Origin of the sequence: Citreimonas salinaria (genome assembly GCF_900107235.1) — a bacterium.
In the GTDB taxonomy this organism is placed as follows: Bacteria; Pseudomonadota; Alphaproteobacteria; order Rhodobacterales; family Rhodobacteraceae; genus Citreimonas; species Citreimonas salinaria.
In genome coordinates, this window is sequence record NZ_FNPF01000004.1 from 277,582 (window position 1) to 303,748 (window position 26,167).

At 69.7% G+C, this 26,167-nt stretch carries 30 protein-coding genes; 17 read left to right on the forward strand and 13 right to left on the reverse strand.

What is annotated here, in order from left to right:
* Window positions 1-10: 10 nt before the first annotated feature.
* From BLW27_RS07410 to BLW27_RS07435, 6 genes are all read right to left on the reverse strand, one after another.
* Complete coding sequence (locus tag BLW27_RS07410; protein ID WP_177177846.1) at window positions 11-997, reverse strand: DUF2927 domain-containing protein; 987 nt, start codon at window positions 995-997, stop codon at window positions 11-13.
* A complete protein-coding gene (locus tag BLW27_RS07415; RefSeq protein WP_089881670.1) occupies window positions 994-2,181 on the reverse strand; it encodes a toxic anion resistance protein in 1,188 nt (395 codons plus the stop codon). Before BLW27_RS07415 ends, BLW27_RS07410 begins: the two co-directional genes overlap by 4 nt.
* A gap of 45 nt (window positions 2,182-2,226) precedes the next feature.
* Window positions 2,227-3,099 (reverse strand): 5-bromo-4-chloroindolyl phosphate hydrolysis family protein, encoded by an 873-nt coding sequence (locus tag BLW27_RS07420; protein WP_089881673.1) that lies wholly within the window; start codon window positions 3,097-3,099, stop codon window positions 2,227-2,229.
* Between the two features lie 195 nt (window positions 3,100-3,294).
* Complete coding sequence (locus BLW27_RS07425) at window positions 3,295-4,116, reverse strand: hypothetical protein (RefSeq protein ID WP_089881678.1); 822 nt, start codon at window positions 4,114-4,116, stop codon at window positions 3,295-3,297.
* Window positions 4,113-4,301 carry a hypothetical protein gene (locus BLW27_RS07430; protein ID WP_089881681.1) on the reverse strand — a complete coding sequence of 63 codons (189 nt, stop codon included), beginning with the start codon at window positions 4,299-4,301 and terminating at the stop codon, window positions 4,113-4,115. The genes BLW27_RS07425 and BLW27_RS07430 overlap by 4 nt, the downstream gene beginning before the upstream one ends.
* 75 nt (window positions 4,302-4,376) lie before the next feature.
* Window positions 4,377-5,207: a pseudouridine synthase gene (locus BLW27_RS07435; protein WP_089881684.1), complete on the reverse strand. Its 831-nt coding sequence runs from the start codon at window positions 5,205-5,207 to the stop codon at window positions 4,377-4,379.
* Between the two features lie 76 nt (window positions 5,208-5,283).
* On the opposite strand from BLW27_RS07435, the gene BLW27_RS07440 reads away from it, so the two are divergent.
* Window positions 5,284-5,742 carry a nucleoside deaminase gene (locus BLW27_RS07440; RefSeq protein WP_089881687.1) on the forward strand — a complete coding sequence of 153 codons (459 nt, stop codon included), beginning with the start codon at window positions 5,284-5,286 and terminating at the stop codon, window positions 5,740-5,742.
* Complete coding sequence (locus BLW27_RS07445; RefSeq protein ID WP_089881690.1) at window positions 5,739-6,281, forward strand: pseudouridine synthase; 543 nt, start codon at window positions 5,739-5,741, stop codon at window positions 6,279-6,281. The genes BLW27_RS07440 and BLW27_RS07445 overlap by 4 nt, the downstream gene beginning before the upstream one ends.
* A gap of 242 nt (window positions 6,282-6,523) precedes the next feature.
* Here BLW27_RS07445 and hemF read toward each other — a convergent pair whose 3' ends face one another.
* The 4 genes from hemF to clpS form a co-directional block, all read right to left on the reverse strand.
* The gene (hemF, locus tag BLW27_RS07450) at window positions 6,524-7,414 is read right to left on the reverse strand and encodes an oxygen-dependent coproporphyrinogen oxidase (protein WP_089881693.1); all 891 of its coding nucleotides are present in this window, start codon (window positions 7,412-7,414) and stop codon (window positions 6,524-6,526) included.
* A gap of 152 nt (window positions 7,415-7,566) precedes the next feature.
* Window positions 7,567-8,367, reverse strand: coding sequence for an SDR family NAD(P)-dependent oxidoreductase (locus BLW27_RS07455; RefSeq protein ID WP_089881696.1), 801 nt, complete (start codon window positions 8,365-8,367; stop codon window positions 7,567-7,569).
* A 7-nt stretch (window positions 8,368-8,374) separates the two neighbouring features.
* The gene (locus tag BLW27_RS07460) at window positions 8,375-9,400 is read right to left on the reverse strand and encodes a class I SAM-dependent methyltransferase (RefSeq protein ID WP_089881699.1); all 1,026 of its coding nucleotides are present in this window, start codon (window positions 9,398-9,400) and stop codon (window positions 8,375-8,377) included.
* Between the two features lie 16 nt (window positions 9,401-9,416).
* Complete coding sequence (gene clpS / locus BLW27_RS07465) at window positions 9,417-9,773, reverse strand: ATP-dependent Clp protease adapter ClpS (protein WP_089881702.1); 357 nt, start codon at window positions 9,771-9,773, stop codon at window positions 9,417-9,419.
* A gap of 122 nt (window positions 9,774-9,895) precedes the next feature.
* Between clpS and BLW27_RS07470 the strand changes: the two genes are divergently transcribed.
* Window positions 9,896-10,594 carry an HAD family hydrolase gene (locus tag BLW27_RS07470; protein ID WP_089881706.1) on the forward strand — a complete coding sequence of 233 codons (699 nt, stop codon included), beginning with the start codon at window positions 9,896-9,898 and terminating at the stop codon, window positions 10,592-10,594.
* A 243-nt stretch (window positions 10,595-10,837) separates the two neighbouring features.
* Complete coding sequence (locus BLW27_RS07475; protein ID WP_245710808.1) at window positions 10,838-12,475, forward strand: D-alanyl-D-alanine carboxypeptidase family protein; 1,638 nt, start codon at window positions 10,838-10,840, stop codon at window positions 12,473-12,475.
* Between the two features lie 247 nt (window positions 12,476-12,722).
* On the opposite strand, the gene rpsU is transcribed toward BLW27_RS07475, so the two are convergent.
* Complete coding sequence (gene rpsU, locus BLW27_RS07480) at window positions 12,723-12,929, reverse strand: 30S ribosomal protein S21 (protein WP_008207378.1); 207 nt, start codon at window positions 12,927-12,929, stop codon at window positions 12,723-12,725.
* 132 nt (window positions 12,930-13,061) lie between these two features.
* On the opposite strand from rpsU, the gene BLW27_RS07485 reads away from it, so the two are divergent.
* The 3 genes from BLW27_RS07485 to BLW27_RS07495 all read left to right on the forward strand — a co-directional run bounded on the left by BLW27_RS07485 (window position 13,062) and on the right by BLW27_RS07495 (window position 15,915).
* A complete protein-coding gene (locus tag BLW27_RS07485; RefSeq protein WP_089881709.1) occupies window positions 13,062-13,739 on the forward strand; it encodes a COQ9 family protein in 678 nt (225 codons plus the stop codon).
* 74 nt (window positions 13,740-13,813) lie between these two features.
* Window positions 13,814-14,797, forward strand: coding sequence for an NAD(P)H-quinone oxidoreductase (locus BLW27_RS07490; protein ID WP_089881712.1), 984 nt, complete (start codon window positions 13,814-13,816; stop codon window positions 14,795-14,797).
* 143 nt (window positions 14,798-14,940) lie between these two features.
* Window positions 14,941-15,915, forward strand: coding sequence for a quinone oxidoreductase family protein (locus BLW27_RS07495; protein ID WP_089881715.1), 975 nt, complete (start codon window positions 14,941-14,943; stop codon window positions 15,913-15,915).
* A gap of 79 nt (window positions 15,916-15,994) precedes the next feature.
* Here BLW27_RS07495 and hemC read toward each other — a convergent pair whose 3' ends face one another.
* Complete coding sequence (gene hemC / locus BLW27_RS07500) at window positions 15,995-16,957, reverse strand: hydroxymethylbilane synthase (RefSeq protein WP_089881718.1); 963 nt, start codon at window positions 16,955-16,957, stop codon at window positions 15,995-15,997.
* Between the two features lie 98 nt (window positions 16,958-17,055).
* Between hemC and hemE the strand changes: the two genes are divergently transcribed.
* From hemE to BLW27_RS07530, 6 genes are all read left to right on the forward strand, one after another.
* Entirely contained in the window at window positions 17,056-18,090 is a 1,035-nt protein-coding gene (gene hemE, locus BLW27_RS07505; RefSeq protein ID WP_089881721.1) for a uroporphyrinogen decarboxylase, read from the forward strand.
* Between the two features lie 127 nt (window positions 18,091-18,217).
* Window positions 18,218-19,153 (forward strand): ABC transporter ATP-binding protein, encoded by a 936-nt coding sequence (locus BLW27_RS07510; protein ID WP_089881724.1) that lies wholly within the window; start codon window positions 18,218-18,220, stop codon window positions 19,151-19,153.
* 8 nt (window positions 19,154-19,161) lie between these two features.
* Complete coding sequence (locus BLW27_RS07515) at window positions 19,162-19,923, forward strand: ABC transporter permease (protein WP_089881925.1); 762 nt, start codon at window positions 19,162-19,164, stop codon at window positions 19,921-19,923.
* A 167-nt stretch (window positions 19,924-20,090) separates the two neighbouring features.
* Entirely contained in the window at window positions 20,091-21,323 is a 1,233-nt protein-coding gene (locus tag BLW27_RS07520) for an MFS transporter (RefSeq protein ID WP_177177847.1), read from the forward strand.
* A gap of 59 nt (window positions 21,324-21,382) precedes the next feature.
* Entirely contained in the window at window positions 21,383-22,261 is an 879-nt protein-coding gene (locus tag BLW27_RS07525; RefSeq protein WP_089881730.1) for a 50S ribosomal protein L11 methyltransferase, read from the forward strand.
* 160 nt (window positions 22,262-22,421) lie between these two features.
* Window positions 22,422-22,703 (forward strand): hypothetical protein, encoded by a 282-nt coding sequence (locus BLW27_RS07530; RefSeq protein WP_089881733.1) that lies wholly within the window; start codon window positions 22,422-22,424, stop codon window positions 22,701-22,703.
* An 86-nt stretch (window positions 22,704-22,789) separates the two neighbouring features.
* Here the strand turns inward: BLW27_RS07530 and BLW27_RS07535 are convergent, their stop codons facing one another.
* Window positions 22,790-22,993, reverse strand: coding sequence for a DUF1127 domain-containing protein (locus BLW27_RS07535; RefSeq protein WP_089881737.1), 204 nt, complete (start codon window positions 22,991-22,993; stop codon window positions 22,790-22,792).
* Window positions 22,994-23,316: 323 nt separating this feature from the next.
* Between BLW27_RS07535 and ruvC the strand changes: the two genes are divergently transcribed.
* From ruvC to BLW27_RS07555, 4 genes are read left to right on the forward strand one after another with little or no spacing between them, the layout of a single operon-like run.
* Window positions 23,317-23,814, forward strand: coding sequence for a crossover junction endodeoxyribonuclease RuvC (ruvC, locus tag BLW27_RS07540; RefSeq protein ID WP_089881741.1), 498 nt, complete (start codon window positions 23,317-23,319; stop codon window positions 23,812-23,814).
* Window positions 23,811-24,470, forward strand: a complete 660-nt coding sequence (gene ruvA / locus BLW27_RS07545) for a Holliday junction branch migration protein RuvA (RefSeq protein WP_089881744.1) — start codon at window positions 23,811-23,813, stop codon at window positions 24,468-24,470. Before ruvC ends, ruvA begins: the two co-directional genes overlap by 4 nt.
* Before the next feature lie 9 nt (window positions 24,471-24,479).
* Complete coding sequence (gene ruvB, locus BLW27_RS07550) at window positions 24,480-25,526, forward strand: Holliday junction branch migration DNA helicase RuvB (RefSeq protein WP_089881747.1); 1,047 nt, start codon at window positions 24,480-24,482, stop codon at window positions 25,524-25,526.
* On the forward strand, window positions 25,523-26,155 hold the full coding sequence (locus BLW27_RS07555) for a hypothetical protein (RefSeq protein WP_089881750.1): 633 nt from the start codon (window positions 25,523-25,525) through the stop codon (window positions 26,153-26,155). Before ruvB ends, BLW27_RS07555 begins: the two co-directional genes overlap by 4 nt.
* Window positions 26,156-26,167 lie beyond the last annotated feature (12 nt).

Below are 26,167 nucleotides of genomic sequence, written 5' to 3' on the forward strand. Positions count from 1 at the left end.
GTTCGCTCCTTCAGGTGCCGCCGCCCTCGACCAGTTCGGTGGCAAGGCTTCGGACGATGGGCAGCGCCTGCTCCGGCGTCATGCCGGGGCGCAGCGCGGGGTCGTAGAGGATTTCCAGCAGCATCGCGTCGTGTTCGGTCAGCAGCGCGAACTCGTCGTCGTCGTTGAAAATCGACGGCCGCGCGCGCGGGCTGTCATTGGCCAAGCCCAGCCCCTGGGCGATCTCCTCGTGGATGCAGGACTGACGCAGCAGGTCGGGATGCTCGGCCCGGATCACCGCGACCGCGCGGGCGTATTCGAAGCTGCCGAGCCGGTCCGAGAACGCGATGACCAGGCAATGGATCGAGCGCGGCAGGTCGTCGAACAGCCGCAGCGTCCGCGGGTCCGCCTCGGGCACCAGCGCGCGGATGCGCGGCACGATCCCGTTGCGCTCGTCCTCGCCCACGAACAGGACGTGGAAGTTCGGCGCGCTCTCGCTGAGCGAGATCGAGTGCCCGGTGATCCCCGCCAACCGGCGCGCATAAACGCCCAGCTCGTTGCGCGCGACCGTGCGCAGGTCGGGCGGCACCGAGGCGCCGAACTCGGGCGAGATTCGAACCGGCTGCACCCATTTCTTGATCACGCTGGCCTCGCCCTCGGACGGGCGCAGGCCCTCGCCGCGGGCGTATTCCTCGCGCAGGGCGATGGCCTCGAAGTTGCGTACCAGCATCGTGTCGGTGAACTGCGTGTCCGGCCCGCCGCCATCGGTGCGCATCAGCCCGCGCACCAGAAGGTCGTTCTGGACGCGGGCATAATAGGTTGCCAGCGCGCGGCTGTTGGACGATCGCTGCCCGGTGGGCGCGGGTTCGGGTGCCGGCGCGGGCGGTGGCCGCAGGCCGGAGGGACGCGGCGCCGGGGACACGGCGGTCTCGCGCGGGGCCATGGCGCTTTGCGTGCAGGCGCCCAGCGCCAGCAGCGCGGTCAGGCCGATCGCCCGGGCGCGGCGGGCCGGGGTCATCGCGCCGCGCGCCCGGCAGGCCGGGTCGTGCCGCCGGACTCGGCCTGTGCCAGCGCAGTGCGCAGCTCGGACTCCATCTTCTGCAGCTCCACCTCCGCCTCGGCCCGGTTGGCCTTGCCCTCGTCCGCGATGCGCAGGCTGTCCTCGATCGTCGCGATCAGGTCGTCGTTGGCCTTGCGGATGGCCTTGATGTCGAACACGCCGCGCTCGGTCTCGGCGCGGATCATGGCGTTGCTCTCGCGCAGGTTGGCGGCGTTCGCGGTCAGCAGGTCGTTGGTCAGGTCCGATGCATCCTTTACCGCCGCCGCCGCCTCGCGCGAGCGTTGCAGCGTCACCGCCTGCGCCAGCTGCGTCTCCCACAGCGGCACGGTGTTCACCAGGGTCGAGTTGATGCGCGTCACCAGGCTCTTGTCGTTCTCCTGCACCAGGCGGATCGACGGCAGCGACTGCATCGTCACCTGCCGCGTCAGCCGCAGGTCGTGCACCCGGCGGTCCAGGTCGTCGCGGGCGGCGCGCAGGTCGCGCAACTCCTGCGCGCGCATCATCTTGTCCTCGTCCCCGGCATTCTCGACCGCCCTTTGCGCGGTCGGTATCTCGGTCGCGTCCACCTCGTCCAGCCGGGCCTGCCCGGCGGCGATGTAGAGCGCCAGTTCGTCGTAGAAATCCAGCGTCTTGTCGTAGAGCAGGTCCAGCGACTTGATGTCCTTCAGCAGCTGGTGCTCGTGCCGCAGCAGGTCGTCGGTGATGCTGTCGATCTGCGCCTGCACGGTCTCGTAGCGGGCCTTGAACTTGGCCAGGGGGGCTGCGCGCCCGACCAGCTTTTCCCACCAACTCCGGCTGCGCCGCGCGTCCAGTTCCGAGATCGAGAAGCCGCGGATCGTCGCCACGATGTCGCGCAGCCCGTCGCCGGCGGGGCCGATCTCCTTGTTGCGCACCGCCGCCAGCATCGACTGGCTGATCTGCTGCAGCTCGGCCTGCGCGGCCGAGCCGAAGGCCACGATCGAATTCGTGTCGCGCAGGTCGATCTCGGCCATGCGCCTGCGGATCGCCTCGCCGGTCGCCGCATCGGCGTTCTCGAGCGGGGTCACCGCATCGGCCTGCGCCGGGTCCGGCAGCGTGTGCGCGCTCAGTTGCTCGACCAGCGTGCTGTCGGTTCTGGCGTGATCGCGGGTCTTGTCGGACATGCGGAAACCTCATGCGAGTGATAAGCGATTATGCGCCGCGGCGCGTCACGGGTCGAGGGCGACACCCTCTCGCCGGAGCCGGTCGCGCAGCACGCCGATCTCGACCTCCAGCGCGGTGGTGTCCTCCAACAGCAGGGTCTGGGTCTTCTCGCCGAACGACGCCTCGAGATCGGCCAGCAGCCGCAGGAAGTCGTCGCGCGCGCCCGCGGCACGGGTCCGGGGGTCGAGATCGGCATACTTGCGTGCCGCGTCGCGCGCGCCGATCAGGTAGACGCCCAGGTAGCGCCGCGCCGCGACCAGGTCGCGCGGGTCCTTCTCGACCCGGCGGATCATGTCGCGCACGCAGGCGGCCAGCCGGTCGACGCGCGCCTCGATGTCGCGATCACCGGTGCTGCGCGCGGCGGCGGCCATATCGGTCAGGTGCGCCTCGGCCTCGTCCACAACCTTCGCGACGCGCTTGCCCTGCAGGGTGTCGCCCGCCAGCCCCTTGTCGCGCATCGGGTCCAGCCCGAAGGCCCCCAGGTGCAGCGCGGCGGCCGAGGCGCCGAACAGCAACGGCGCCGCCAGCGCGGACTGCGAGGTCCAGGCCGCGATCGCGGTGCCGATGCCGCACATCACCGCTGCCAGCAACTTGCGCGGCAGGGCCGGGCGGCGGGCGATGGTGCGATGGGCATAGGCGGCCTCGGCCCGCAGGCCGTCGCGCAGCAGCCATGCGCCCAACATCAGCGCGCCCGCGCCCAGCAGACCGGCGGCGAATCCCGCCGCCCCCGCGCCGAGCGACGTGAAGGCCAGCACCACCGGCGGCAGGAACATCACGTTCGACCGCGCGCCCACCGGGTCGACCCGCGGCGGCGCGCCAAGCGGGCCCGCCTGCGCCGCCGCGCCGGGGCTGTGGCGGTCGCCGTAGCGCCGCGCCATGCCTAGACTCCCCCGATCGCGCCCGACGTCACGCCGAACAGCAGCAGGAGCAACAGCACGTATGTCAGTTTGCGTAGGCCCTTCGCGGACACCGGGACCCCCTTTGGGATGCGTCGATGCCCTGAACGTAGGGATTCCCGGCCCCGCTTGCCAGTGCCGACGACGCTCGCCGTCAGCAGCGCGGGGCGGACCGCGTCAGGCGGCCAGCGTCTCTCCGCCGCCGCCTGGCGCGCGCACCGAGGGGGCGGCGGCGCTTTCGGCGTCGTCCGTGATCCACGTGTCGACCGCCTCGCGCATCAGGGCCAGCCGCTCGACGTACCGACGCGACGCGAAAGGCCCGCGATCGCCCTCTTCCAGGCGCGCGATCTCGGCGGCCAGCCGGTGCTGCAGGTCGGTCAGCAGCGGCTCCATCCGGTCGATCCGCGCGCGATCCTGCCGTGCCGCGCGGTGCAGCGTCGCCGCCACGTGGTCGGCGAAGGCGGTGGTCTCGTGCGCCAGCTGGGGGTCGTCCAGCGACAGCACGCGCGCCTCGGCATCGGCCAGGGCCGATTCCAGCGCGATCAGCAGCGGGCGGCGCCGGTCGCCGGCACCCGCCTCGGGGCAGTCGGTTGCCGTCTTGTCGCGCAGCGGGTCCGGCCCGAACGAGATCAGCGCCAGCGCCGCGGCCAGCAGCCCGAACACGGCAGCGACCCGGCCCGAACCGAACCGGTGCAGCGCCAGCGTGCCCACGACCAGCCCGATCAGCAGCGCGCCGATGATCTTGCGCGGCACCCGCGGCGCCGCCGCCAGCCGCGCCGCCGCGTAGGCGCGCGCGATCCGCTGGCCGCGCGCGATCAGCCGCACCGCGAGGATCAGCACCACCGCCAGGACCAGCGCGCTCAGCTGCATCGCCTGGCTGCCGTGCAGCGCCCAGACCACCAGCGGCAGCGCCGCCAGAAGCAGCAGGCCAAGCCGCCCCTCGACGGCGTCGCCGCGCGTCACGAAGCGCAGCGAAGGGATCAGCGCCGGGGCCTTCATGCCATGCCCAGGATGAAGATCATCAGCCACAGCGCCGCGAAGGCCAGGCTGGACGCCCGCCCGCCGCGCGTTCCCAGCGTTCCCGCCAGAACCTGCGCCGTGTCCCGCAACACCCCCGGCAGCCCGGTCAGGACCAGATATCCGGAGAAGAGCGCCGTGCCCAATGCGATGATCGTGATAGCCATGCCACCATGGATTCCCGCCAAACCGGGCGAAAACGCGGCAAGGGCCGGTCAAAACAGGGGTTTGTTAACGGGGTGTTAACGGCCCGAGGGCTTGCGGGGCGTCCGAGTCACGCGCCGGCGCGGCGCGCCCTTGGCCGCCTTGGCGGTGCCGGTGTCGTCCTTGTCCGGCTCCAGCCCCAGCTGGTCGCGCAGCACGCGGCCGCGCACTTCCTCGACCGCGCCCGCTTTCAGCTGGCCCAGCTGGAAGGGGCCGTAGGACACCCGGATCAGCCGGTTCACCGTCAGCCCGATATCCATCATCGCGCGGCGCACCTCGCGGTTCTTGCCCTCGCGCAGGCCCACCGTCAGCCAGGCGTTCGCGCCCTGCTGGCGGTCGATTCCCACCACCATCGGCTGGAATCGCTGCCCGTCCACCACCAGCCCGGTGCGCAGCGGCTCCAGCATGGCGTCGGTCGGCCGGCCGTTGACGCGCACCCGGTAGCGCCGCAGCCACCCGGTCGACGGAAGCTCCAGCCGCCGCTTGATCCCGCCGTCGTTGGTCAGCAGCAGCAGCCCCTCGGAGTTGAGGTCCAGCCGCCCGATGCTCATCACGCGGGGCATGTCCTCGGGCAGGTCGTCGTAGATCGTCGGCCGGCCCTGTTCGTCCTTCGTGGTCGTCACCAGCCCCGTGGGCTTGTGATACAGCCACAGCCGGGGCGCCGCGGGCGCACTCAGCGGCTTGCCGTCGACCTCGACCTTGTCCTTCGCGGTCACGTTCAGCGCCGCGCGGTCGACGACCTTGCCGTTGACGGTGACGCGCCCCTCTTCGATCAGGCGCTCGGCCTCGCGGCGCGAGGCGACGCCGGCGCGGGCGATCACCTTTGCGATTCGGTCGCCGGGCGGCGAGGAGGGGGGCGTTTGGCTCATCCCCCGCGCTCTAAAGCATCCGCGCGCCCGAAAGAAGGGGGTTCGGCCTGCGCCGCTGCGGCGCTATAGGGGGCTCATGCGCTTCGCCTCTCACATGGATCGCGCGCTGGACCAGGCCCGCGCCGCCGCCGACCGCGGCGAGGTGCCCGTCGGCGCCGTGCTCGTCGGCCCCGGCGGCGTGCTGGCCGTCGCCGGCAACCGCACGCGCGAACTGAACGACCCCACCGCCCATGCCGAGATGCTGGTGATCCGCGCCGCCTGCGCCGCCCTGGGGCAGGAGCGGCTGACCGGCTGCGACCTCTACGTGACTCTGGAACCTTGCGCGATGTGCGCCGCCGCCATCGCCGCCGCGCGGATCGGGCGGCTGTATTACGGTGCCGACGATCCGAAATCCGGCGGCGTCGCCCACGGCGCGCGCGTCTTCGCGCATCCCCAGGCCCACCACGCGCCCGAGATCTACGACGGCATCGCCGCCGAGGCCTCGGCCGCCCTGCTGCGCGCCTTCTTCGCGGAACGCCGGGGCCCGCCCCGATGACCGTGATCCTGTTCAACAAGCCGATGAACGTGCTGTCGCAATTCACCGATCGCGGCACCGAAGGCAGCCCGCGCGCCACGCTGTCGGATTACATCGACGTGCCGGGCGTCTATCCCGCAGGGCGACTCGATCGCGATTCCGAGGGCCTGATGATCCTGACCGACGACGGCAGGCTGCAGGCGCGCATCGCCTCGCCCAGGTTCAAGCGCCGCAAGACCTACCTCGTGCAGGTCGAGGGCACGCCGTCAGACGCGCAGCTCGACGCGCTCCGCCGCGGCGTGACCCTGAAGGACGGCCCCACCCGCCCCGCGCAGGCCGAGGCCATCGCCCCGCCCGACCTGTGGCCCCGCGACCCGCCCGTCCGCGCGCGCAAGACCGTGCCCGACGCGTGGCTGCGCCTCACTATCACCGAGGGGCGCAACCGCCAGGTGCGCCGCATGACCGCGCATGTGGGTCTGCCCTGCCTGCGGCTCGTCCGCTGGCAGGTCGGCGACTGGAGCCTCGACGGCCTCGCCTCCGGAGACTGGCGCAAGGTCTAGGTGGTTTCCGGAGGGGGCGTACCCGTGGATCCGACGCTCGCCGTCGGCGTGGCTTACCCGCCGAACGGCCTCGCGCGCAGCCCGGGCGCATGGCCGGAGCGGACCCGCACCACGCGCAAGATCCCCGTCCGGAGCGGCGCCAAATCCCCCGAAACCCTAACGCTTCGCGAATCGGTCTCTGCAAGCCATTGATTTTCCTGAGGCGCGATCCTGTCCCACCGTGGGACACCCGCTCGGCCGTCTCAGACCCACTTCGCCATCGGCGGCAGGCTCATCAGCACCGCATTGGCATCGTGCCCCGTCGCCAGCCCGAACTTGGTCCCCCGGTCGTAGACCAGATTATACTCGGCATAGAGCCCCCGGTGGACCAGCTGCGCGTCCTTGTCCGCCTCCGAGAAGTCCTGCACCCGCCGCTTTTCGACCAGCGGCAGGAAGGCCGGCAGGAAGGCCCGCCCGATATCCTGCGTCAGCGCGAAATCCGCCTCCCAGTCGCCCGAGTTCCGGTCGTCCATGAAGATCCCGCCCACGCCCCGCGCCCGGTTCCGGTGGGGGATGTAGAAATACTCGTCCGCCCAGGCCTTGAGCCTGGGGTAGTGATCCTCGCCATGCGGGTCCAGGTGCGCCTTCTGGGTCGCGTGGAAATGCTCGGTATCCTCGGCGTATTCCAGGCACGGGTTCAGGTCCGACCCGCCGCCGAACCACCACGCATGCGGCGTCCAGAACATCCGCGTGTTCATGTGCACCGCCGGGACGTGCGGGTTCTGCATGTGGGCGACGAGGCTGATCCCGCTGGCCCAGAAGCGCGGGTCGCTGTCCATGCCCGGGATGCCGCGCGCGGCCATCGCCTTCTGCGCCGCGTCGCCCAGCGTGCCGTAGACCTCGGAGACGTTGACGCCGACCTTCTCGAAGACCCGCGCGCCGCGCATCGCGCTCATCAGCCCGCCGCCGGCATCCGAGCCGTCCTCGGCCCTGCGCTGCGTCTTCGTCACCTCGAACCGCCCCGGCGTCCTGTCGCTGAACGGCCCGGTGTCGTGGCTGTCCTCCAGCCCCTCGAATGCCGCGACGATCTGGTCGCGCAACTCCCGGAACCAGCCGGCCGCGCGGGATTTTTCGGTATCGAAGGCGTCTTTCATCGGGGTGCCCCTGCAGTTTCGGCCACCCTAGCTGCGACGTTTCCGCCCCGCAACGCGACCGCGCGCGCCCGCATCCTCTTCTGGCCGCACATATTCCGCGAAGCGTGAGGGGCAGCGCCCCGCTCCGCCGCCCGAACCCGCGCGCCGGCCGCTCAGTGCGCCGGCGCCGCCACCGGGTCGACCAGCGTTCGGCCGCCATCGACGGTGATGATCTGCCCGGTCATGAAGCCCGCGCTTTCCGACGTCAGGAACTGGACTGCCTCGGCCAGCTCGCCGGGGGCGGCGATGCGGCCCAGCGGCGTGTGATCCTCGATGTCGGATCGATAGTCGCGGTTGTCGCGCAGCGTGTCCTTGAGGCTGGTCGACATGACCGACCCGAAGGCCACGGCGTTGACGCGGATGCGCTCGGGCGCCAGAGCCACGGCCATGCCGCGGGTCATCTGGTCCATCGCCGCGCACGAGATCGAGTAGCCCAGCAGCGACGGATGCGTGCGCCGCGCGGCGATCGACGAAAGGTTCACGATGGCGCCAACCTGGCCGCGCTCCTGGCCCTCGGCCTGCTTGATCATCCGCTTGGCGACCAGCTGGCTCAGGCGCAGCGCGGTCATCATGTTCTGCGACAGCATCAACTCGATCGACGTGTCGTCCAGGTCCAGCGGATCCGAGGTCAGCATCTGCCGCGACCCGTTCACGAGGATGTCGACCCGGTCGAACGCGTCCAGCGTCGCCGACAGCAGGTTCGCCATGGTCAGCCGCTCGCGCAGGTCGCCGGCGAAATAGCGCATCGAGTCGCCCTCGTCGCGCTCGCCGCACTCCTTGATGAGCCGGTCCTCGTCGATGTCGGCGAACATCACGTTGGCGCCCTTGGCGGCGAAGTGCCGCGCGATGGCCAGCCCGACGCCGTTGGCCGCGCCGGTGACGATCGCGGTCTTGCCCTCTACGGAAAAGCTCATCTCGGTCTCAGCCTGTGCCTGGGGTGGATCGGCCGCGCCGGTCGGAATGCGGGCGCGCCGCGTGGAGGATCTTGAACTTGGTGTCGCCGCCCGTTTCGGACACGTCGCGGAAGGCGGCGGTCAGGGCAGGTTCATACGGCAGATGCTGGTTAGCGACCAGCCAAAGCTGCCCGCGTGGCCCCAGCATGCGCGCGGCGGCCGCGATGAAGGCCTTGCCGATGTCGGGGTCGCCCTTGCGCCCGGCATGGAAGGGTGGGTTCATCACCACTGCCTCGAGCGGCGCGTCGGGCTGCCATGCGGTGGCGTCGGCCCAGTGGAAACGCGCGCGCGGATCGTCGACATTCGCCCGCGCGCAGTCGAGCGCGCGCAGGTCGGCCTCGACCAGGTGAAGCTCGGTCACGCCGCGGCTCAGGATCTCGCGCGACAGCCAGCCCCAGCCTGCGCCGAGATCGGCCACCCGGTCGGGCAGGCGGGCGGGCAGCGCCTCGGCCAGCGCGCGCGACCCGGGATCGGCGCCGTCGGCCGAGAAGATGCCGGGCGCGGTCATGTCGCCCTCGGCGTTGGGGGACATCTCCGGAAGGATCCAGTCGGCCAGCGCGCCCGCGGCCTCGAACCACACGACCTTGCCATGCGCCTTCGAGACCGGCCCGTGCAGCGCGTCGGCCAGCCTTGCGCGCAGCGCCTTGACCATCGCCTCGATCCCGTCGGTCTTGGCGCCGTCGACGACCACCAGCCCGCCGGGCGTCGCCGCCTCGGCCCGGGCGATGCGGTCCTGCGCCAGATCGCGGGCGCGGGGCAGGGTGACGATCGTGGCGGCGTAGGACCCGTCAAGCGCGGTGGCGACGTTCATGCCACGGTCGCGCCAGATGTCGTGGTCCGGCTTGAGCGGCTGCACGATGGCTAGGCGCGCCGGGTCCACCGGCGGCAGGGGGGCGTCGAGCAGCGGGGCGACCAGCGCGACGCGCCCTCCGGGCGGTAGCGCAAGGCCGGCCTGGATCGCGTGGCTCAGGCGGTCTGGATTGTGTGAGGACATGGGCGGCGCGCGGCGCCTATTCCTTTTCCATCGTGCATTGCAGCGGGTGCTGGTGCCGGCGGGCGAAATCCATCACCTGGCCGACCTTCGTCTCGGCGATCTCGTGGCTGAACACGCCGACGACCGCAACGCCCTTCTTGTGGACGGTCAGCATCACCTCGAACGCTTGGGCGTGGGTCATGCCGAAGAAGCGCTCCAGCACGTGCACGACGAATTCCATCGGCGTGTAGTCGTCGTTCAGCAGCAGCACCTTGTAAAGCGGCGGCCGCTTGGTCTTCGGCTTGGTGTCGACGGCGACACCGGTGGCGTCGCTCGGATCGCCCGGAGGAGGCGTGCCGGCCATCGTGGCCATCATCGTGCGGGTCGCGTCCATGCTTGCCTTCGTCCTTGCCCGGTCGCGTCGGTCCGCGGTCGGGAAATGGCGGTTTCAGGACACCCTATATAACCTGTGGGCCGCGTGCGAAAAGGGGGGCAGCAACCGCGGGGTGGGAAGATATGGCACGAAAGCTGCGGACGATCGGGTTCGATGCCGACGACACGCTTTGGCACAACGAGAAATTCTTCCGCCTGACGCAGGATCGATTCGCCGCCCTGCTGGCCGACCACGCCGAGGGGCACGATCTGGACGCCCGGCTGCTGGCGGCCGAGCGGCGCAACATCGGGCATTACGGCTTCGGCGTGAAGGGCTTCGTGCTGTCGATGATCGAGACCGCGATCGAGGTTACCGACGGCCGCGTGCCGTCCTCGGTCATAAGCGAGCTTCTGGCGGCGGGGCGCGAGATGCTGGATCACCCGATCGAACTGCTGCCCCACGCGCGCGAGGCCGTCGAGGCGGTGGCCGACGATCACCGCCTGGTGCTGATCACCAAGGGCGACCTGCTCCACCAGGAGCGCAAGCTCGCGCAATCGGGCCTGGGCGAGTTGTTCGACGCGGTCGAGATCGTGTCCGACAAGCGCGCCGACACCTATGCGCGCATCTTCGGCGGCCTGCCCGGCGGGACCGAGGCCGCGATGATGGTGGGCAATTCGATGAAATCCGACGTGGTGCCGGCGGTGGAGGCGGGCGGTCACGGCGTCTTCGTTCCGCACGACTTGGGATGGGCGCTGGAAGAGGCCGATGCGCCGGCAAGCAAAAAGTTCCATGCGATCAAAAATCTCGCGGAATTGCCCGCGCTGGTTGAACGCCTCGTCTAACGGGCGCCTTGCGATGACCCACAAGATCCAGAAGATCCCGCAGGATGAAGGGCTTGCCGATCCGCCGGCCACCAGATGCGCTGTGGCCTCAAGGCCAAAGCGCGGACCTCGGCGCATTGCCCGCTTCCCGCCACACATCGGCCATGTTAACGTGCGCTTAATGAAGATCGGTCCAAGATGACCGACGCAGGAGACCCGACCGGGGACCAACCCTGGCGGAACGAGGCAGAGAAGGCAGAAATCATGACGGGACGTCACTGGCAGACGGGCCGGCCCGGCCTGTATGTGATCGCGATCGCCTGGCTGTTGCTGATCGCGCCTATGGCCGCGATCGCGGCCCCCTACGCGGCGATGGTGATGGATGCGCGCAACGGCGAAGTGCTGCATTCGCAGAACGCCGACACGCGGCTGCATCCGGCATCGCTGACGAAAATGATGACGCTCTACATCGCCTTCGAGGCGGTGCAGAACGGCGAGATTTCGATGGACACGGTGGTGACCGTCTCGCGCAACGCCGCGGCCGAGCCGCCCTCGGCGCTGGGCCTGCGCACGGGTCAGAGGATCAAGCTGCGCTACCTGGTGCGCGCCGCGGCGGTGAAGTCCGCCAACGACGCCGCCACCGCGATCGGCGAGGCGATCTCCGGCTCCGAAGCGGCCTTCGCCCGGCGGATGAACCGCACCGCCAAGGCGCTGGGCATGACCAACACCACCTTCAAGAACGCCCACGGCCTGACCGAGTCGGGCCACCTGTCGACCGCGCGCGACATGACCATTCTCGGGCGGCACGTGCTGTACGACTACCCGATGTACTACAATCTCTTCTCGCGCCAGGCGGCGGATGCGGGGATCAAGACGGTCTACCACACCAACCGCCGCTTCCTGCGCGACTATGCCGGCGCCGACGGGATCAAGACCGGCTATACCCGCGCGGCCGGCTTCAACCTGACCGCCTCGGCCCAGAAGGGCTCCGAGCGGATCATCACCACGGTCTTCGGCGGCAACTCGACCGCGTCGCGCAACGCCGAGGTCGCAAAGCTGATGGACCTCGGCTTCCAGCGCGCCGCGACGCAGGTGGCGCTTCACCGCCCGGCCAAGCCGCCCTACCTCGGCAACCAGGGCGACGTGCTGGTGGCGCATGGTGCCAACCCGGCATCCGGAGCGCAGGCCAAGACGATTCGCGTGGCCCGTGCCGCGGTGACGCGCAGCCTGCGGCCCTTTGCCCGGTCCGGTGCCGAACAGGTGGTCGCCCCGCTCGTGGCGGCGCTGCAGACCGACATCGAGGCGCTCGTCGCGGACGTTCAGGTGGTCCGCGCGGACCCCAACGCGATCCAACCCGAGGCCGGTCCGGAAGCGCCCGAAACGGTCGAGCTTGCCTCGCTCGACACGGCCGTGGACGCGGCACTCGGGATGGCCGACGGCGACGTCGCCACCGACGCCGCGACCGAGATGGCCGCCGGATCGGTCGCCACCGACGCCGCCCTCGAAACGGCGGGCGGCGCGACCATTGCCGAGGCGGCCGTGGAAGAGGCCGTGCCCGCCGCGATCACAACGCCGGTCCTGCGCCCGGTGACCATCGCCGCGTTGCGCGACGCCGCGACGCCCGCGCAGGACGAGGAAATCGTCACACGGCTGTCCACTTCGGGCGGGCGGCACTGGGGCATCAACCTGGGCCGCTACGGCAGCCGCTTCGCCGCCGAGAAGATCCTTCTGCGCACCGCGCTGTCGGAAACCGCGACGCTGGACGGCGCGCTGCGCAAGGTGGTGCACAGCAACCGGGGCTTCGACGCGACCTTCCACGGCCTGTCCCGCGACACCGCCGAACTGGCCTGCCGCCGGCTGCAGGCGCGGCAGGTGACCTGCTTCATGATGGGCCCGGGCTGACGCCGACTACCCGAACGAGCTGAACAGGACGGCCCGATCGCACCGCGCTCGGGCCGTCGTCATTTTTCGGGTGGATCCGGTGCGGGCACGGGCGCGGCGATGCGCGCCGGGCATTGATCCGGACAAAACCGGTTCGGGCAAAGATCTGCGCGAGCCCGTACTTCGGGCGCCTAAAAAGACAAACCCCCGACAGGCTCTCGCCCCGGGGGTCGTCATCGTTTTCAGCGTCAAATCGGCTGGCGCGGGCTCAGAGCATCCCTTCGCGCTGGGCCTTCTTGCGCGCAAGCTTGCGGGCGCGTCGAATCGCCTCCGCCTTCTCGCGGGCCTTCTTCTCGGACGGTTTCTCGAAATGCTGCTTGAGCTTCATTTCGCGGAACACGCCTTCGCGCTGCAGCTTCTTCTTCAGGGCACGAAGCGCCTGATCGACATTGTTGTCGCGAACACTGACCTGCATGTGGTTGTCACCACCTTTCTAGGTTCGAGTTGCAAGGAATTGCAGGAAGTGGCCCTATAGCAATCGAAAGCCATGTTGTCCAGTCCAAGACCGGGCGGACGCCGCCGAAACGACACCGACAGGAGTAGCGCCATGACCGACACACCCGAGGACAGGCTGCTGGACGCGGCGCTGGTTCACGTGCCCTTCGACGGCTGGTCCGAGGAGACGTTTCGCGCCGCGATCCGCGACACCGGCATCGCGCCGGCGGTGGCGCGCGGGCTGTTCCCGCGCGGCGCCGTCGACCTCGCGATCGCGTATCACCGCCGCGGCGACGACGCGATGGCCGCCCGCATCGCCGAGACCGACCTCGGCGCCATGCGCTTCCGCGACCGCGTGGCCTTTGCCGTCCGCGCGAGGATCGAGGCGACCGGCGACCGCGAGGTCGTGCGCCGCGGCACAACGCTGTTCGCGCTGCCGATGCATGCCGCGGACGGGGCAAAGCTGATCTGGGGCACCGCCGACCGGATCTGGACCGCGCTGGGCGACACGTCGCAGGACCTCAACTGGTACTCCAAACGCGCGACCCTGTCGGGGGTCTATTCCTCGACCGTGCTCTACTGGCTGGGCGACGATTCGATCGACAACGACGCCACCTGGGCCTTCCTCGACCGACGCATCGACGACGTCATGCGGATCGAGGGCGCGAAGGCGCAGATGCGCAAGAATCCCCTGACGCGCGGGCTGATGGCGGGGCCGGAATGGCTGGCCTCGCGGATCCGCGCGCCCCGGCGCGACGCGGGCGTTCCGGGCGGCAGGCCGCGCGGCTGAACGTCCCCCGCCCCCGGGGCATTGAGGTCACCGGGGCGATGCGCCATGGTCGCCCCCGACATGGGAGGTGGCGAATGGCCGACACGATGCGCGCGGTGGAAATCTCGAAGCCCGGCGGCCCCGAGGTGCTGACGGAATGCGAACGCCCGATCCCCCGGCCCGGCCACGGCCAGGTGGTGATCCGCGTCGCCCATGCCGGCGTCAACCGCCCCGACGCGCTCCAGCGCGCCGGCGCCTACGACCCGCCGCCGGGCGCGTCCGACCTGCCGGGGCTCGAGGCCGCGGGCGAGGTCGCCGCTGTGGGCGACGGGGTCGACTGGCCCCGCGTGGGCGAGCGCGTCTGCGCTCTGCTGCCCGGCGGCGGCTACGCCGAATACGTGGCAACCCGCGCCACGCATTGCCTGCCCGTGCCCGAGGGCATGGACCTGCGCGAGGCCGCCTGCCTGCCCGAGACCTTCTTCACCGTCTGGTCCAACGTCTTCATGCGCGGCGGATTGCAGGCGGGCGAGCGGTTCCTGGTGCACGGCGGCTCGTCGGGGATCGGAACCACCGCGATCCAGCTGGCCCGCCATTTCGGCGCGCGCGTCTTCGCCACCGCCGGCACGGCCGACAAGTGCAAGGCCTGCGAAACGCTGGGCGCCGAGCGGGCGATCAATTACCGCGACGAGGATTTCGTCGAGATCCTGCGCGCCGAGGGCGGCGCCCACCTGATCCTCGACATGGTCGGCGGCGACTACATCAAGCGCAACGTGAAGGCGCTGGCCGACGACGGGCGGCTGGTGCAGATCGCGTTCCTGCAGGGGCCCAAGGCCGAACTGAACTTCGCCCAGGTCATGGCCCGGCGGCTGACGATCACCGGCAGCACGCTGCGCCCGCAAAGCGACCTCGCCAAGGCGCGCATCGCCGAGGCCCTGCGCGTCGAGGTCTGGCCGCTGCTGGACGCCGGAATCGTGGCGCCGGTGATGGACCGCGATTTCGCACTGGAGGATGCCGCGCAGGCCCATGCGCGCATGGAAGCCTCCGAGCATATCGGCAAGATCGTTCTGAACGTCGGCTGACCAGCCGGGTAAAAAAGGAATCCGGCTGACCGGCCGGGCATAATCACGCCGGCCGACCGGCCGGCAGAGGAAGATGCCGGCTGAACGCCGCGCGGATGGAAATGGCCGGCCGATGCGGCCGCGCAAGAGGGAGACAGTGGACAATGGTCAAGACCGTCATCATCGAGGCCCATGGCGGCCCCGAGCAGTTCAGGATCGTCGACCGCGAGGTCGGCGCGCCCGGCAAGGGCGAGATCCGCATCCGCCACGAGAATTGCGGACTCAACTTCATCGACGTCTACCAGCGCTCGGGCCTCTACAAGCTGGACCTGCCGCACGCGATGGGCATGGAAGGCGCGGGCGTGGTCGAGGCCGTGGGCGAGGGTGTCTCGCACCTCAAGAAAGGCGACCGCGCCGCCTATGCGTCGATGCCGCCGGGGTCGTATTCCGAGGCGCGGGTGATGCCGGCCGCACAGGTCTGCAAGCTGCCCGACGAGATCAGCTTCGAGCTGGGCGCGGCGATGATGCTGAAGGGCATGACCGTGGTCTACCTGTTCCAGCGCACGACGCCGATCAAGAAGGGCGACACCGTGCTGTTCCACGCGGCGGCGGGCGGCGTGGGCCTGCTGGCCTGCCAGTGGGCGCGGTCCGAGGGCATCCGCCTGATCGGCACCGCCGGCACGGATGAAAAGTGCCGCCTGGCCGAGGAAAACGGCGCCGATGTCTGCATCAATTACCGCGATGGCGACTGGGTGCAGAAGGTCCGCGACCTGACCGACGGCCAGGGCGTCGACGTGGTTATGGACGCCGTCGGCAAGGACACGTTCGATGGTTCGCTCGACTGCCTGAAGCCGCTGGGGATGATGATTTCCTTCGGCAATGCCTCGGGACCCGTGCCGCCGTTCAATCTGGCGACCTTGGCGGGGAAGGGCAGCCTGAAGATCACGCGCCCGACGCTGTTCACGCACATCGCGAAGCACGAGGATTGCCAGGCCATCGCCGCCGCGCTGTTCGAGAAGGTGGCCAACGGCGACGTCGAAATCCGCATCGACCAGCGGTTCGCCCTCGACGACGTGGCCGAGGCGCAGCGCGCGCTCGAGGCGCGCGAGACTACCGGGCAGACGGTGCTGACCGTCTGAGGGGGGCGACGATACGGCGCTCGTTCCGGCCCTGCGGCCGGTACATCGCCCCGCCCGCCGTCCCGTCACGGGGCGCGGTCTAGGCGACGCGCCAGTCGAAGAAGCCCGGCCCGGCGTGTCCCAGCAACTCGTCGGCGAGGTCGCTGCCCATGGCGGCGCCGTCGGCCACGGGACCGTTGCGTTCGCCCGCGTGCGATTGCGAGCCGTCGGGGCGCAGGATCTCGCCGCGCAGGCGCAGGGTGCCGCCGTCCAGTTCCGCCAGGCCCGCAATCGGCGTGTCGCAGGATCCGTCGAGCCGGGCGAGGAAGCTGCGTTCCGCCGCAAGGCGCAGGGCGGTGGGTGTGTCGTGGATCGCCGCCAGCATCTCGGCCGCCGTGTCGTCATCGGCGCGCCTTTCGATCCCGATGGCGCCTTGTGCTATGGCGGGCAGCATGTCCTCGGGGGCGATCGGGGTCTTCGGGACATCGGTCATGTTCATGCGGTTCAGCCCGGCCATCGCCAGGAAGGTCGCCTGCGCCACGTCGTCGTGCAGCTTCTTCAGGCGCGTCTGCACGTTGCCGCGGAACTCGACCACCCTCAGGTCCGCGCGGCGATTCAGCAGCTGCGCCCGCCGCCGCAGCGAGCTTGTGCCCACCACCGCGCCGGTCGGCAGGGCGTGGATCGTGTCCACGTGGGGCGAGATGAACGCGTCGCGGGTGTCCTCGCGCGGCAGGTAGCAATCCAGCACCAGCCCCGCGGGCTGCTCGGTCGGCATGTCCTTCATCGAGTGCACCGCGATGTCGATGCGGCCGGCGATCATCGCCTCCTCGATCTCCTTGGTGAACAGGCCCTTGTTGCCGATCTCCTTCAGCGGACGATCGGCGGCGATCATCGAGCGGTCGTCGCCGGTCGTCTTGATCACCACGATCTCGAACGCGTCGCCCGGCAGGTGGAAAGCCGCCGCCAGCCTGTCGCGCGTCTCGTGCGCCTGGGCGAGCGCCAGCGGCGATCCGCGGGTTCCGATCTTCAGCGGCGCGGCGGGGGAGGGCAAACGAAGCGTCATGGCCCACGCTTAGCCACGCGGCGCAGCCCTTACAATGGCCGACTTGACATGGCCGGCGCGACACGGGACGCATGGCGCGACACCGAAGGGACCACCACATGACCAAGACGATCCTGCGCGCGCTGGCGGGCGAGACGCTGCCCGTGCCGCCGATCTGGATGATGCGGCAGGCGGGGCGCTACCTGCCGGAATACAAGGCCACGCGCGCGCAGGCGGGCGACTTCCTGTCGCTGTGCTACAACCCCGAACTGGCCTCCGAGGTCACGCTGCAACCGATCCGCCGCTACGGCTTCGACGGGGCGATCCTGTTCGCCGACATCCTGCTGCTGCCGCAGGCGCTGGGGGTCGATCTGTGGTTCGTTACCGGCGAAGGCCCGCGGATGACCACCGTGACCACGCAGGCCGGGTTCGACGCCCTGAAGCCGGTCTCGGCCATCCACGACACGCTGCACCCGGTCTACGAGACGGTGCGCCGGGTCGCGCACGCCCTGCCTTCGGAAACCACGCTGATCGGCTTCGCCGGCGCGCCCTGGACCGTGGCGACCTACATGATCGCCGGCCAGGGCACCCCCGACCAGGCCCCCGCCCACAAACTGATGGCCGAGAACCGCCCCCTGTTCGAGGCGCTGATCGACCGCATCACCGAAGGCACGATCGAGTACCTCTCGCAGCAGGTGCAGGCCGGCGCCGAGGTGGTGAAGATCTTCGACAGCTGGGCCGGCAGCCTGCCCGCCTCGGAATTCGACCGCTACGCCACCGAGCCTGCCCGCCGCATCACGCAGGAGCTCAAGCGCCGGTATCCCGGCCTGCCGGTGATCGCCTTCCCGCGCCAGGCGGGCGACAAGTATATCGGTTTCCACGCCGCCACCGGCGCCGATTGTGTCGCGGTGGATGACAGCGTCTCGGCCGAATGGGTGGCCGAGCACGTGCAGCCCGACGGCTGCGTGCAGGGCAACCTCGCGTCCAGCCACATGGTGGCCGGCGGCGAGGACCTGGTGCGCGAGACGCGGAGGATCGTGAAGGCGCTGTCGGGCGGGCCGCACATCTTCAACCTCGGCCACGGGATTACGCCCGATGCCGACCCCGCGAACGTGCAGCTGATGATCGACACCGTGCGCGAAGGCGCGCGCTAGCCAAAGATGCGCGAGGGCGCGCTGAACTCCGCGTGGCGGCGCGCCTGCTGCGGGTGGTCTGTGCGGTGACGATGGCTTGCGCCGGGGCGCCCGACGCAGCAACGTTGGCGCAAACGGGAGACACCTCATGGCGATGGTCGACATCACCGGCCTGCGCAAGGTCTACGACGACGGCTTCGAGGCGCTCAAGGGCGTCGACCTGTCGATCCACGAGGGCGAGATCCTCGCCCTGCTCGGCCCCAACGGCGCGGGCAAGACGACGCTGATCTCGGCCGTCTGCGGCATTGCGGTGCCCACCGGCGGCACGATCGAGGTCGGCGGCCACGACGTGCTGCGCGACTACCGCGCCGCGCGCCGGCTGGTCGGCCTCGTCCCGCAAGAGGTCAACCTCGAGCCGTTCGAGAAGGTCATCCGCACGGTCCGCTTCTCGCGTGGGCTGTTCGGGCTGCCCGCGGATGAGGCGAAGATCGAGGCGATCCTGCGCAAGCTCTCGCTGTGGGACAAGCGCGACACGCCGATCCGCGCGCTGTCGGGCGGCATGAAGCGCCGCGTGCTGATCGCCAAGGCGCTGGCGCACGAACCCCGCGTGCTGTTCCTCGACGAGCCCACCGCCGGGGTCGATGTCGAGCTGCGCCGCGACATGTGGGAAACCGTGGCCGAGCTGAAGGCCGACGGCGTGACCATCATCCTGACCACGCATTACATCGAAGAGGCCGAGGCCATCGCCGACCGCATCGGCGTGATCAGCGCCGGCCGCATCCTGCTGGTCGAGGACAAGGCCAGCCTGATGGCGCGGCTGGGGCGCAAGACGCTGCGGATCGACCTCGCGCAGCCCCTCGCCGCGATTCCCGGCGCACTCTCGCATCACGGCCTGACGCTGGCCGATGACGGCGCCACGCTGGTCTATTCCTACGACACCGGGTCGACGCGCAGCGGCATCGCGCGGCTGATGGCCGACCTGACGGCCGAAGGGCTGGCCGTGCGCGACGTCTCCACCGCGCAGGACAGCCTCGAAACCATCTTCGTCGGGCTGGTCAACGAACGGCAGGAGGGCGCGGCATGAGCGGCGGCATCAATTTCGGCGCGATCCGCGCGATCTACCTGTTCGAGATGTCGCGCTTCTTCCGCACGCTGGGGCAAAGCTTCGTCTCGCCGGTGATCTCGACCTCGCTGTATTTCGTGGTCTTCGGCGCCGCCATCGGCAGCCGCATCGACCAGGTCGAGGGCGTCAGCTACGGCGCGTTCATCGTGCCGGGCCTCGTGATGCTGAGCGTCATCACGCAGGCCATCTCGAACGCCAGTTTCGGGATCTACTTCCCGAAATTCATCGGCACGATCTACGAACTGCTCTCGGCGCCGGTGAACTTCCTGGAAATCGTCGCGGGCTACGTAGGAGCTGCTGCGACCAAGGCGCTGTTCATCGGCGCGGTGATCCTGGGCACGGCGGCGCTGTTCGTCGAGGTGCAGATCCTGCACCCGTTCGCGATGCTGGCCTTCCTGGTCCTCACCTGCGTCAGCTTCGCGCTGCTGGGCTTCATCATCGGCATCTGGGCCGAGAATTTCGAGCAGCTCCAGCTCGTCCCGCTGCTGGTCGTCACGCCGCTGGTGTTCCTCGGGGGCTCGTTCTACTCGATCTCGATGCTGCCCGAGACGTGGCAGACCATCGCGCTGTTCAACCCGGTGGTCTACCTGATCTCGGGCTTCCGGTGGTCGTTCTTCGGCATGGCGGACGTGCCCGTGGGCCTCAGCCTGCTGGCCATCGCGGGCTTCACCGCCCTGTGCCTGACCGTGCTGTGGTGGATCTTCCGCACCGGCTGGCGCATCCGCACCTGAGGGGCGCGGGGCGGGCAATTCCTAACGGTTCGTGAATCTTCCTCTGCAAGCCATTGATTTTGCTGAGGCGAAAACGTGTCCCACCGTGGGACACTCCGCGACGCCCCCGACCGCCCCGCTTCCCGAGCCCTCTCGCCAAGTCCCCTGAAAGGGCCTAAAGCGAAATCATGTCTCCCGTCCCTCTGTCCGAGGCCCGGGGCCTGCCGGTCTGGCGCCGCCCCGTGACGCTGCTGTTCCTCATGGCGATCGCCATGCCGCTCAGCTTTGCCACCTGGTCGGCGCTGCTGAACAATTTCGTCATCGAGGCGGCGCAGTTCGACGGCTCGGACATCGGCTGGCTCCACACCGTCCGCGAGGTGCCCGGCTTCCTCGCCATCGCCGTGATCCTGCTGCTGTTCATCGCGCGCGAGCAGACCATCGCGCTGGTCTCGCTGGCCCTGCTGGGCGTCGCCACCGCGATCACCGCGCAGTTTCCCACGATGGGCGGGCTTCTGTTCGTCACGCTGCTCAGCTCGATCGGCTTCCACTACTACGAGACCGTGAACCAGAGCCTGCAGCTGCAATGGCTGCCCAAGGCCCGCGCGCCGCAGATGCTGGGCCTGCTGCTGGCGGCGGGGTCCGCCGCGACGCTGGTGGCCTACGTGGCGATCGTGCTGACCTGGCAGGCGTTCGACCTGTCCTACACCTTCGTCTACATGAGCGCGGGCTCGCTGACGCTGATCATCGTCGCGTATTGCTGGTTCGCCTTTCCCCAGTTCGAAAGCCCGCATCCCCAGACCAAGGAATTCGTCCTGCGCCGCCGCTACTGGCTGTATTACGCGCTGCAGTTCATGTCGGGCGCGCGGCGGCAGATCTTCACCGTCTTCGCCGGCTTCATGATGGTCGAGCGTTTCGGGTTCGAGGTGCACCACGTCACCGCGCTCTACCTGATCAACCTCGTCGCCAACATCATCCTCGCGCCGATCTTCGGCCGCGTCGTGCACCGGTTCGGCGAACGCAACGCGCTGGCGTTCGAGTATGTGGGTCTGGTGGCCGTGTTCATGGCCTATGGCGGGATCTACTGGTTCGGCTGGGGCGTGGTGCTGGCCGCGACGCTCTACGTGGTCGACCACATCTTCTTTGCCCTCGCGCTGGCGCTGAAGACCTACTTCCAGAAGATCGCCGACCCGGGCGACTTCGCGCCCACCGCCGCCGTGGCCTTCACGATCAACCACATCGCGGCCGTCTTCCTGCCCGCGTCGCTGGGCTACCTGTGGCTGATCTCGCCCGGGGCGGTGTTCGGGCTGGCGGCGATGATGGCGGCGACCTCGCTGGCGCTGGCGCTGATGATCCCGCGCCACCCCGAGCCGGGCAACGAGACGATCTTCGCGCGCCTGATGCCCGCCGCCCCGGCCGAGTGAGGCTTGCGGCGCGGCGGCTTTGCTGCCATCTGCGCCGCAAGCTGCCAGCGGAGGACGCGATGCCCACCACCTACACCGCCTACACGAAACTCGGATCGCAAGAAGCCGCCGAAGCGCTGGGCGAGGCGATGGAATCGCTCGACCCCGAACCCACCGGCGTCGGCGTGTTCGAGATCGAGGACGGCTCGGGCACGTGGGAGGTCGGCGGCTACTTCCTGGCGCCGCCCGACGACATCGAACTGACGCTGCTGGCGCGGGCGTTCGATGCGTCCGATTTCGTCGTCTCGAAGGTTCCCGACACCGACTGGGTGGACAAGGTCCGTCGCGAGTTGACGCCGGTCGTGGCGGGGCGCTTCTTCGTCTACGGCAGCCACGACGCCGACAAGATCCCCGATGACAGCGAGCCGCTGCTGATCGAGGCCGCGATGGCCTTCGGCACAGGCCATCACGGCACCACGCAGGGCTGTCTCGAGGCGCTGGACCGGCTGGCGTCGGGCGGCTTCGAAGGCAGGAATGTCGCCGATATCGGCTGCGGCACGGCGGTGCTGGCGATGGGTGCGGCGCGGATTTGGCCCGGCGCCGTTGTCGCGTCGGACATCGACGCCGTCGCGGTCGAGGTGGCGCAGGCCAATGTCGACGCCAACGGGCTGGACGGCCGGGTGACTTGCCTCGAGGCGACAGGTTTCGACCACCCCGACCTGGCGGCCCGCGCGCCCTTCGATCTGGTCTTCGCCAACATCCTCAAGCAGCCGCTGATCGACCTCGCTCCGGCCATGGCCGCGCATCTCGCGCCGGGTGGCTACGCGATCCTGTCGGGCCTGCTGACGCGCCAGGTCGACGAGGTCGTCGAGGCCTACGACGCGGCCGGCATCGCGCTGCTGCGCCGCGACACGATCGGCGACTGGGCGACGCTGACGTTGCAGAAGCGCGGTATTTGAACCCGCTTTGGCTAAAATGCCCAGCTTCCGTACCACTGGCGCCGCAATTCGACGCGAGTGTCGCCTGATCCGGTGGGGGCCGGACGACGAGGCGACGATGGACGACGCACAACGACGATTCGAGCAGCGGTGCCGCACGGTCCGGCAAAAGCATCTCCGCATGGCTGGCGGCTATGTCACGCGTCTCGACCGGTCGGGGGTGATCCTGCAGGCGCCCAGCCAGCGGGCGCGTCCCGCAGTCTGGCGGGCGCTTACGCTCGCATTCGTCGGAGCGCTGGGGATCAAGGCGCTGATCCTGGCCGGCATGGGCGCCGAGGCCTACGAGGCGAAGCGCGCCGATCTTATCGCGGGTAACGGCGTCGAGCGGGCAGGCGCGCTGCTGATGTCCGTGGACCCCCTGACCGCCCGGGTGGCCGAACGGCTGGGGCCGCATCTTCCCTGAACCGCCGGCCATGGCATGTGCTGCCAAGCAAAAGGGCCGCCCCGGACAATTCCGGCGCGGCCCTCTCGTGTTCCGATCCCGTGGCTTCAGGGCTTGCGCAGGCGCGGAAGCTGACCCCGGTGCAGGCCGATATCGTCCAGCTGGCGGTCGCTGAGCCGGTCGAGGTTGGTTTGCGTCGTGCGCGTGTCGTTCCAGGCAGCGAAGATGTTGAACGCCGACAGGAACATCGAGCCGATGCGACCGGCGGAGCCGGCGCTGGCGTAGGCGCGGTTGGTATCGATCACGGACATGGCGGGTCTCCTTGCAGGCTGGGCGGTGCCGTCGTCCACCCGAACTAGGAGCGCTCAAGACATGCCGCAAGAGAGAAAAATGCGACTGCATTCCACGCCCCGCACGCATGGCGAAAAATCGCCTTAACGAATTATGAACAATGGAAAAATCCGGCCGCAGGGCGTGCCGTTTCCGCGTCGCGGAGCGTCGGTTTCAGACCTTGTTTTACGGACCGTGTCGTCTGTGGAAAAGTCCGTGTCGTTTTCGGATCGCGGCGCATTAGCCGTGGCCTGTGTTCGCGTTTCGTGCTAGCGGTGAAAAAAATAATTCGAATGGGGCAGCAATGCGGGTTCTCGGCATCGATCCGGGCCTACGGTCCCTTGGCTGGGGCGTCATCGAGGCCGAGGGGAACCGAATCAGGCACATTGCCAACGGGCTGTGCCAGACCTCCTCGGCGGGAGGCGCGGCGTTGGCCGACCGGCTGCTGTCGCTGCACGAACAGCTGACCGAGGTGTTCCGCAGGTTTCTGCCGCAAGAGGCCGCGGTCGAGCAGACCTTCGTCAACAAGGACGGCGTGGCCACGCTGAAGCTGGGGCAGGCGCGGGCGATCGCGCTTCTGGTGCCCGCGCAGTTCGGCCTGCCGATCGGCGAGTACGCGCCCAACAAGGTCAAGAAGACGGTCGTCGGCGTCGGTCACGCGGACAAGCGGCAGGTGGAACACATGGTACTGATGCAGTTGCCGGGCGCCAAGCTCGCCGGGCCGGATGCCGCCGACGCGTTGGCCATCGCGATCTGCCACGCGCGCTATGCCGGCGCCAGCGCGCTGAGGATCAAGGCATGATCGGGCGCATCGCGGGACGGATCGAGTACAAGGGTGACGATCACGTGCTGATCGACGTGCGCGGCGTGGGCTACGTGGTGTATTGCTCGGACCGGACGCTGGCTGCGCTGCCGCGGGCGGGCGAGGCGGCGGCGCTGTGGACCGACCTGCTGGTGCGCGAGGACCTGCTGCAGCTCTTCGGCTTCCCTACGCTGGTCGAGAAGGAATGGCACCGGCTGCTGATGGGCGTGCAGGGCGTGGGCGCCAAGGCGTCGCTGGCGATCCTTGGCACGCTGGGCGCGGACGGCGTCAGCCGCGCCATCGCATTGGGCGACTGGAATGCCGTCAAGGCGGCGAAGGGCATCGGTCCGAAAACGGCGCAGCGCGTGGTGAACGAGCTGCGGGACAAGGCCCCCACGGTCATGGCGATGGGCGAACAGGCGGTCTCGGCTCCCGATGCCTCGGTGATCGACGACGCGCCCGGCGCGGCCGCCTCGACACCGCCGCCCGCGCGCCCGGCGCCCTCGGGGCGAGCCGAGGCGCTTTCGGCGCTGTCCAATCTGGGCTACGCCCCGTCCGAGGCCGCGCGCGCCGTGGCCGAGGCGCTGGACGAGGCGCCCGACGCCGACACCGCCACGCTGATCCGCGCCGCGCTGCGCCTGCTGGCCCCCAAGTAAGGCGCTGCGATGAGCGATCCCGATCCCACCCTGCGCGCAGCACCCCTGCCCGAGGACAGCATGGACGAGGGCGGCCGCGCCCTGCGCCCGCAGATGCTTGCCGATTTTGTGGGCCAGGCCGAGGCGCGCTCGAACCTGCGGGTGTTCATCGACAGCGCCAGGCACCGCGCCGAGGCGATGGACCACACTCTGTTCTTCGGCCCGCCCGGCCTCGGCAAGACGACGCTGGCGCAGATCATGGCGCGCGAGCTCGGGGTCGGTTTCCGCATGACGTCTGGACCCGTCCTGGCCAAGGCGGGTGATCTGGCGGCGATCCTGACCAACCTCGAGGCGCGCGACGTCCTGTTCATCGACGAGATCCACCGCCTGAACCCGGCGGTCGAGGAAGTGCTGTACCCGGCGATGGAGGATTTCGAGCTCGACCTCGTGATCGGCGAGGGGCCCGCCGCGCGCACCGTGCGGATCGAGCTTCAGCCCTTCACCCTGGTCGGGGCGACCACGCGGCTGGGCCTGCTGACCACGCCGCTGCGCGACCGCTTCGGCATCCCGACGCGGCTGAATTTCTACACGGTGGAAGAGCTTGAAACCATCGTACGCGGCAACGCGGTCAAGCTGGGCGTCCGGATGGAGGGTGACGGCGCGCACGAGATCGCCAAACGCTCGCGCGGGACGCCGCGCATCGCCGGACGGCTGTTGCGCCGCGTCGTGGATTTCGCCGTTGTCGAGGGCGGCGGCGTGGTCAGCCAGGCATTGGCCGATCGGGCGCTGACGCGGCTGGGCGTGGACGCGCTGGGGCTGGACGGCGCCGACCGGCGCTACCTGGCGCTGATGGCCGAGCATTACGCCGGCGGCCCCGTCGGGATCGAGACGCTGTCCGCCGCGCTGTCCGAAAGCCGCGACGCGCTGGAGGAGGTCGTCGAGCCCTTCCTGCTGCAGCAGGGTCTGGTCCAGCGCACCCCGCGTGGACGCATGCTGGGTCGCCGCGCCTGGACGCATATGGGGCTGCCCATGCCCGCCGTCCCCGGCCAGAGCGATCTGTTCGGAGACGAGCCATGATTCCTGACGACATCGCCGCGCGGTTCACCCGCTCCGACGGCAGCTACCTGTGCGCGCGCTGGGGCCGGCCGATCGCGCCCATCGTCTTTGGCGTCGACGACGCGACGCTGGCCGTGGTCAAGGGCGCGTTCGAGGCGCTCTGCGCGCTGGCTGGCCACCAGATGGCCGAGACCGACCCCGAACTTGGCGCCAACGTCATGGTCTTCTTCTTCCGGGACTGGCAGGAATTGCTGCAGGTGCCTGACCTCGACCGGCTGATCGACGGGCTGGAGCCGCTTGTTGCGCGGCTGTCGGGAAGCGGGGCCAACCAGTACCGCGTGTTCCGCTTCGACGCGTCGGGCGCGATCCGCGCCTGCTTCGTCTTCCTGCGGATGGACGACGCGCTGTCGGCGATGCCGGCCGAGACGCTGGCGCTGAACCAGGTCGTGCAGACGATGGTCCTGTGGTCCGACACCGCGTTCACCGACCGCTCGCCCCTGGGGCGGCTCGGCGATGGGCGCGTCGTGCTGCGCCCCGAGATAGGCGCGCTGATCCGCGCGGTCTACGACTCGGTCATGCCGGCGGTGGCGCAGGATCGAAGCCATGCGTTGCGGTTGGCGGCGCGGATCGCGGCGTCGCCGTCCGCCTGAACGGACGGGCGG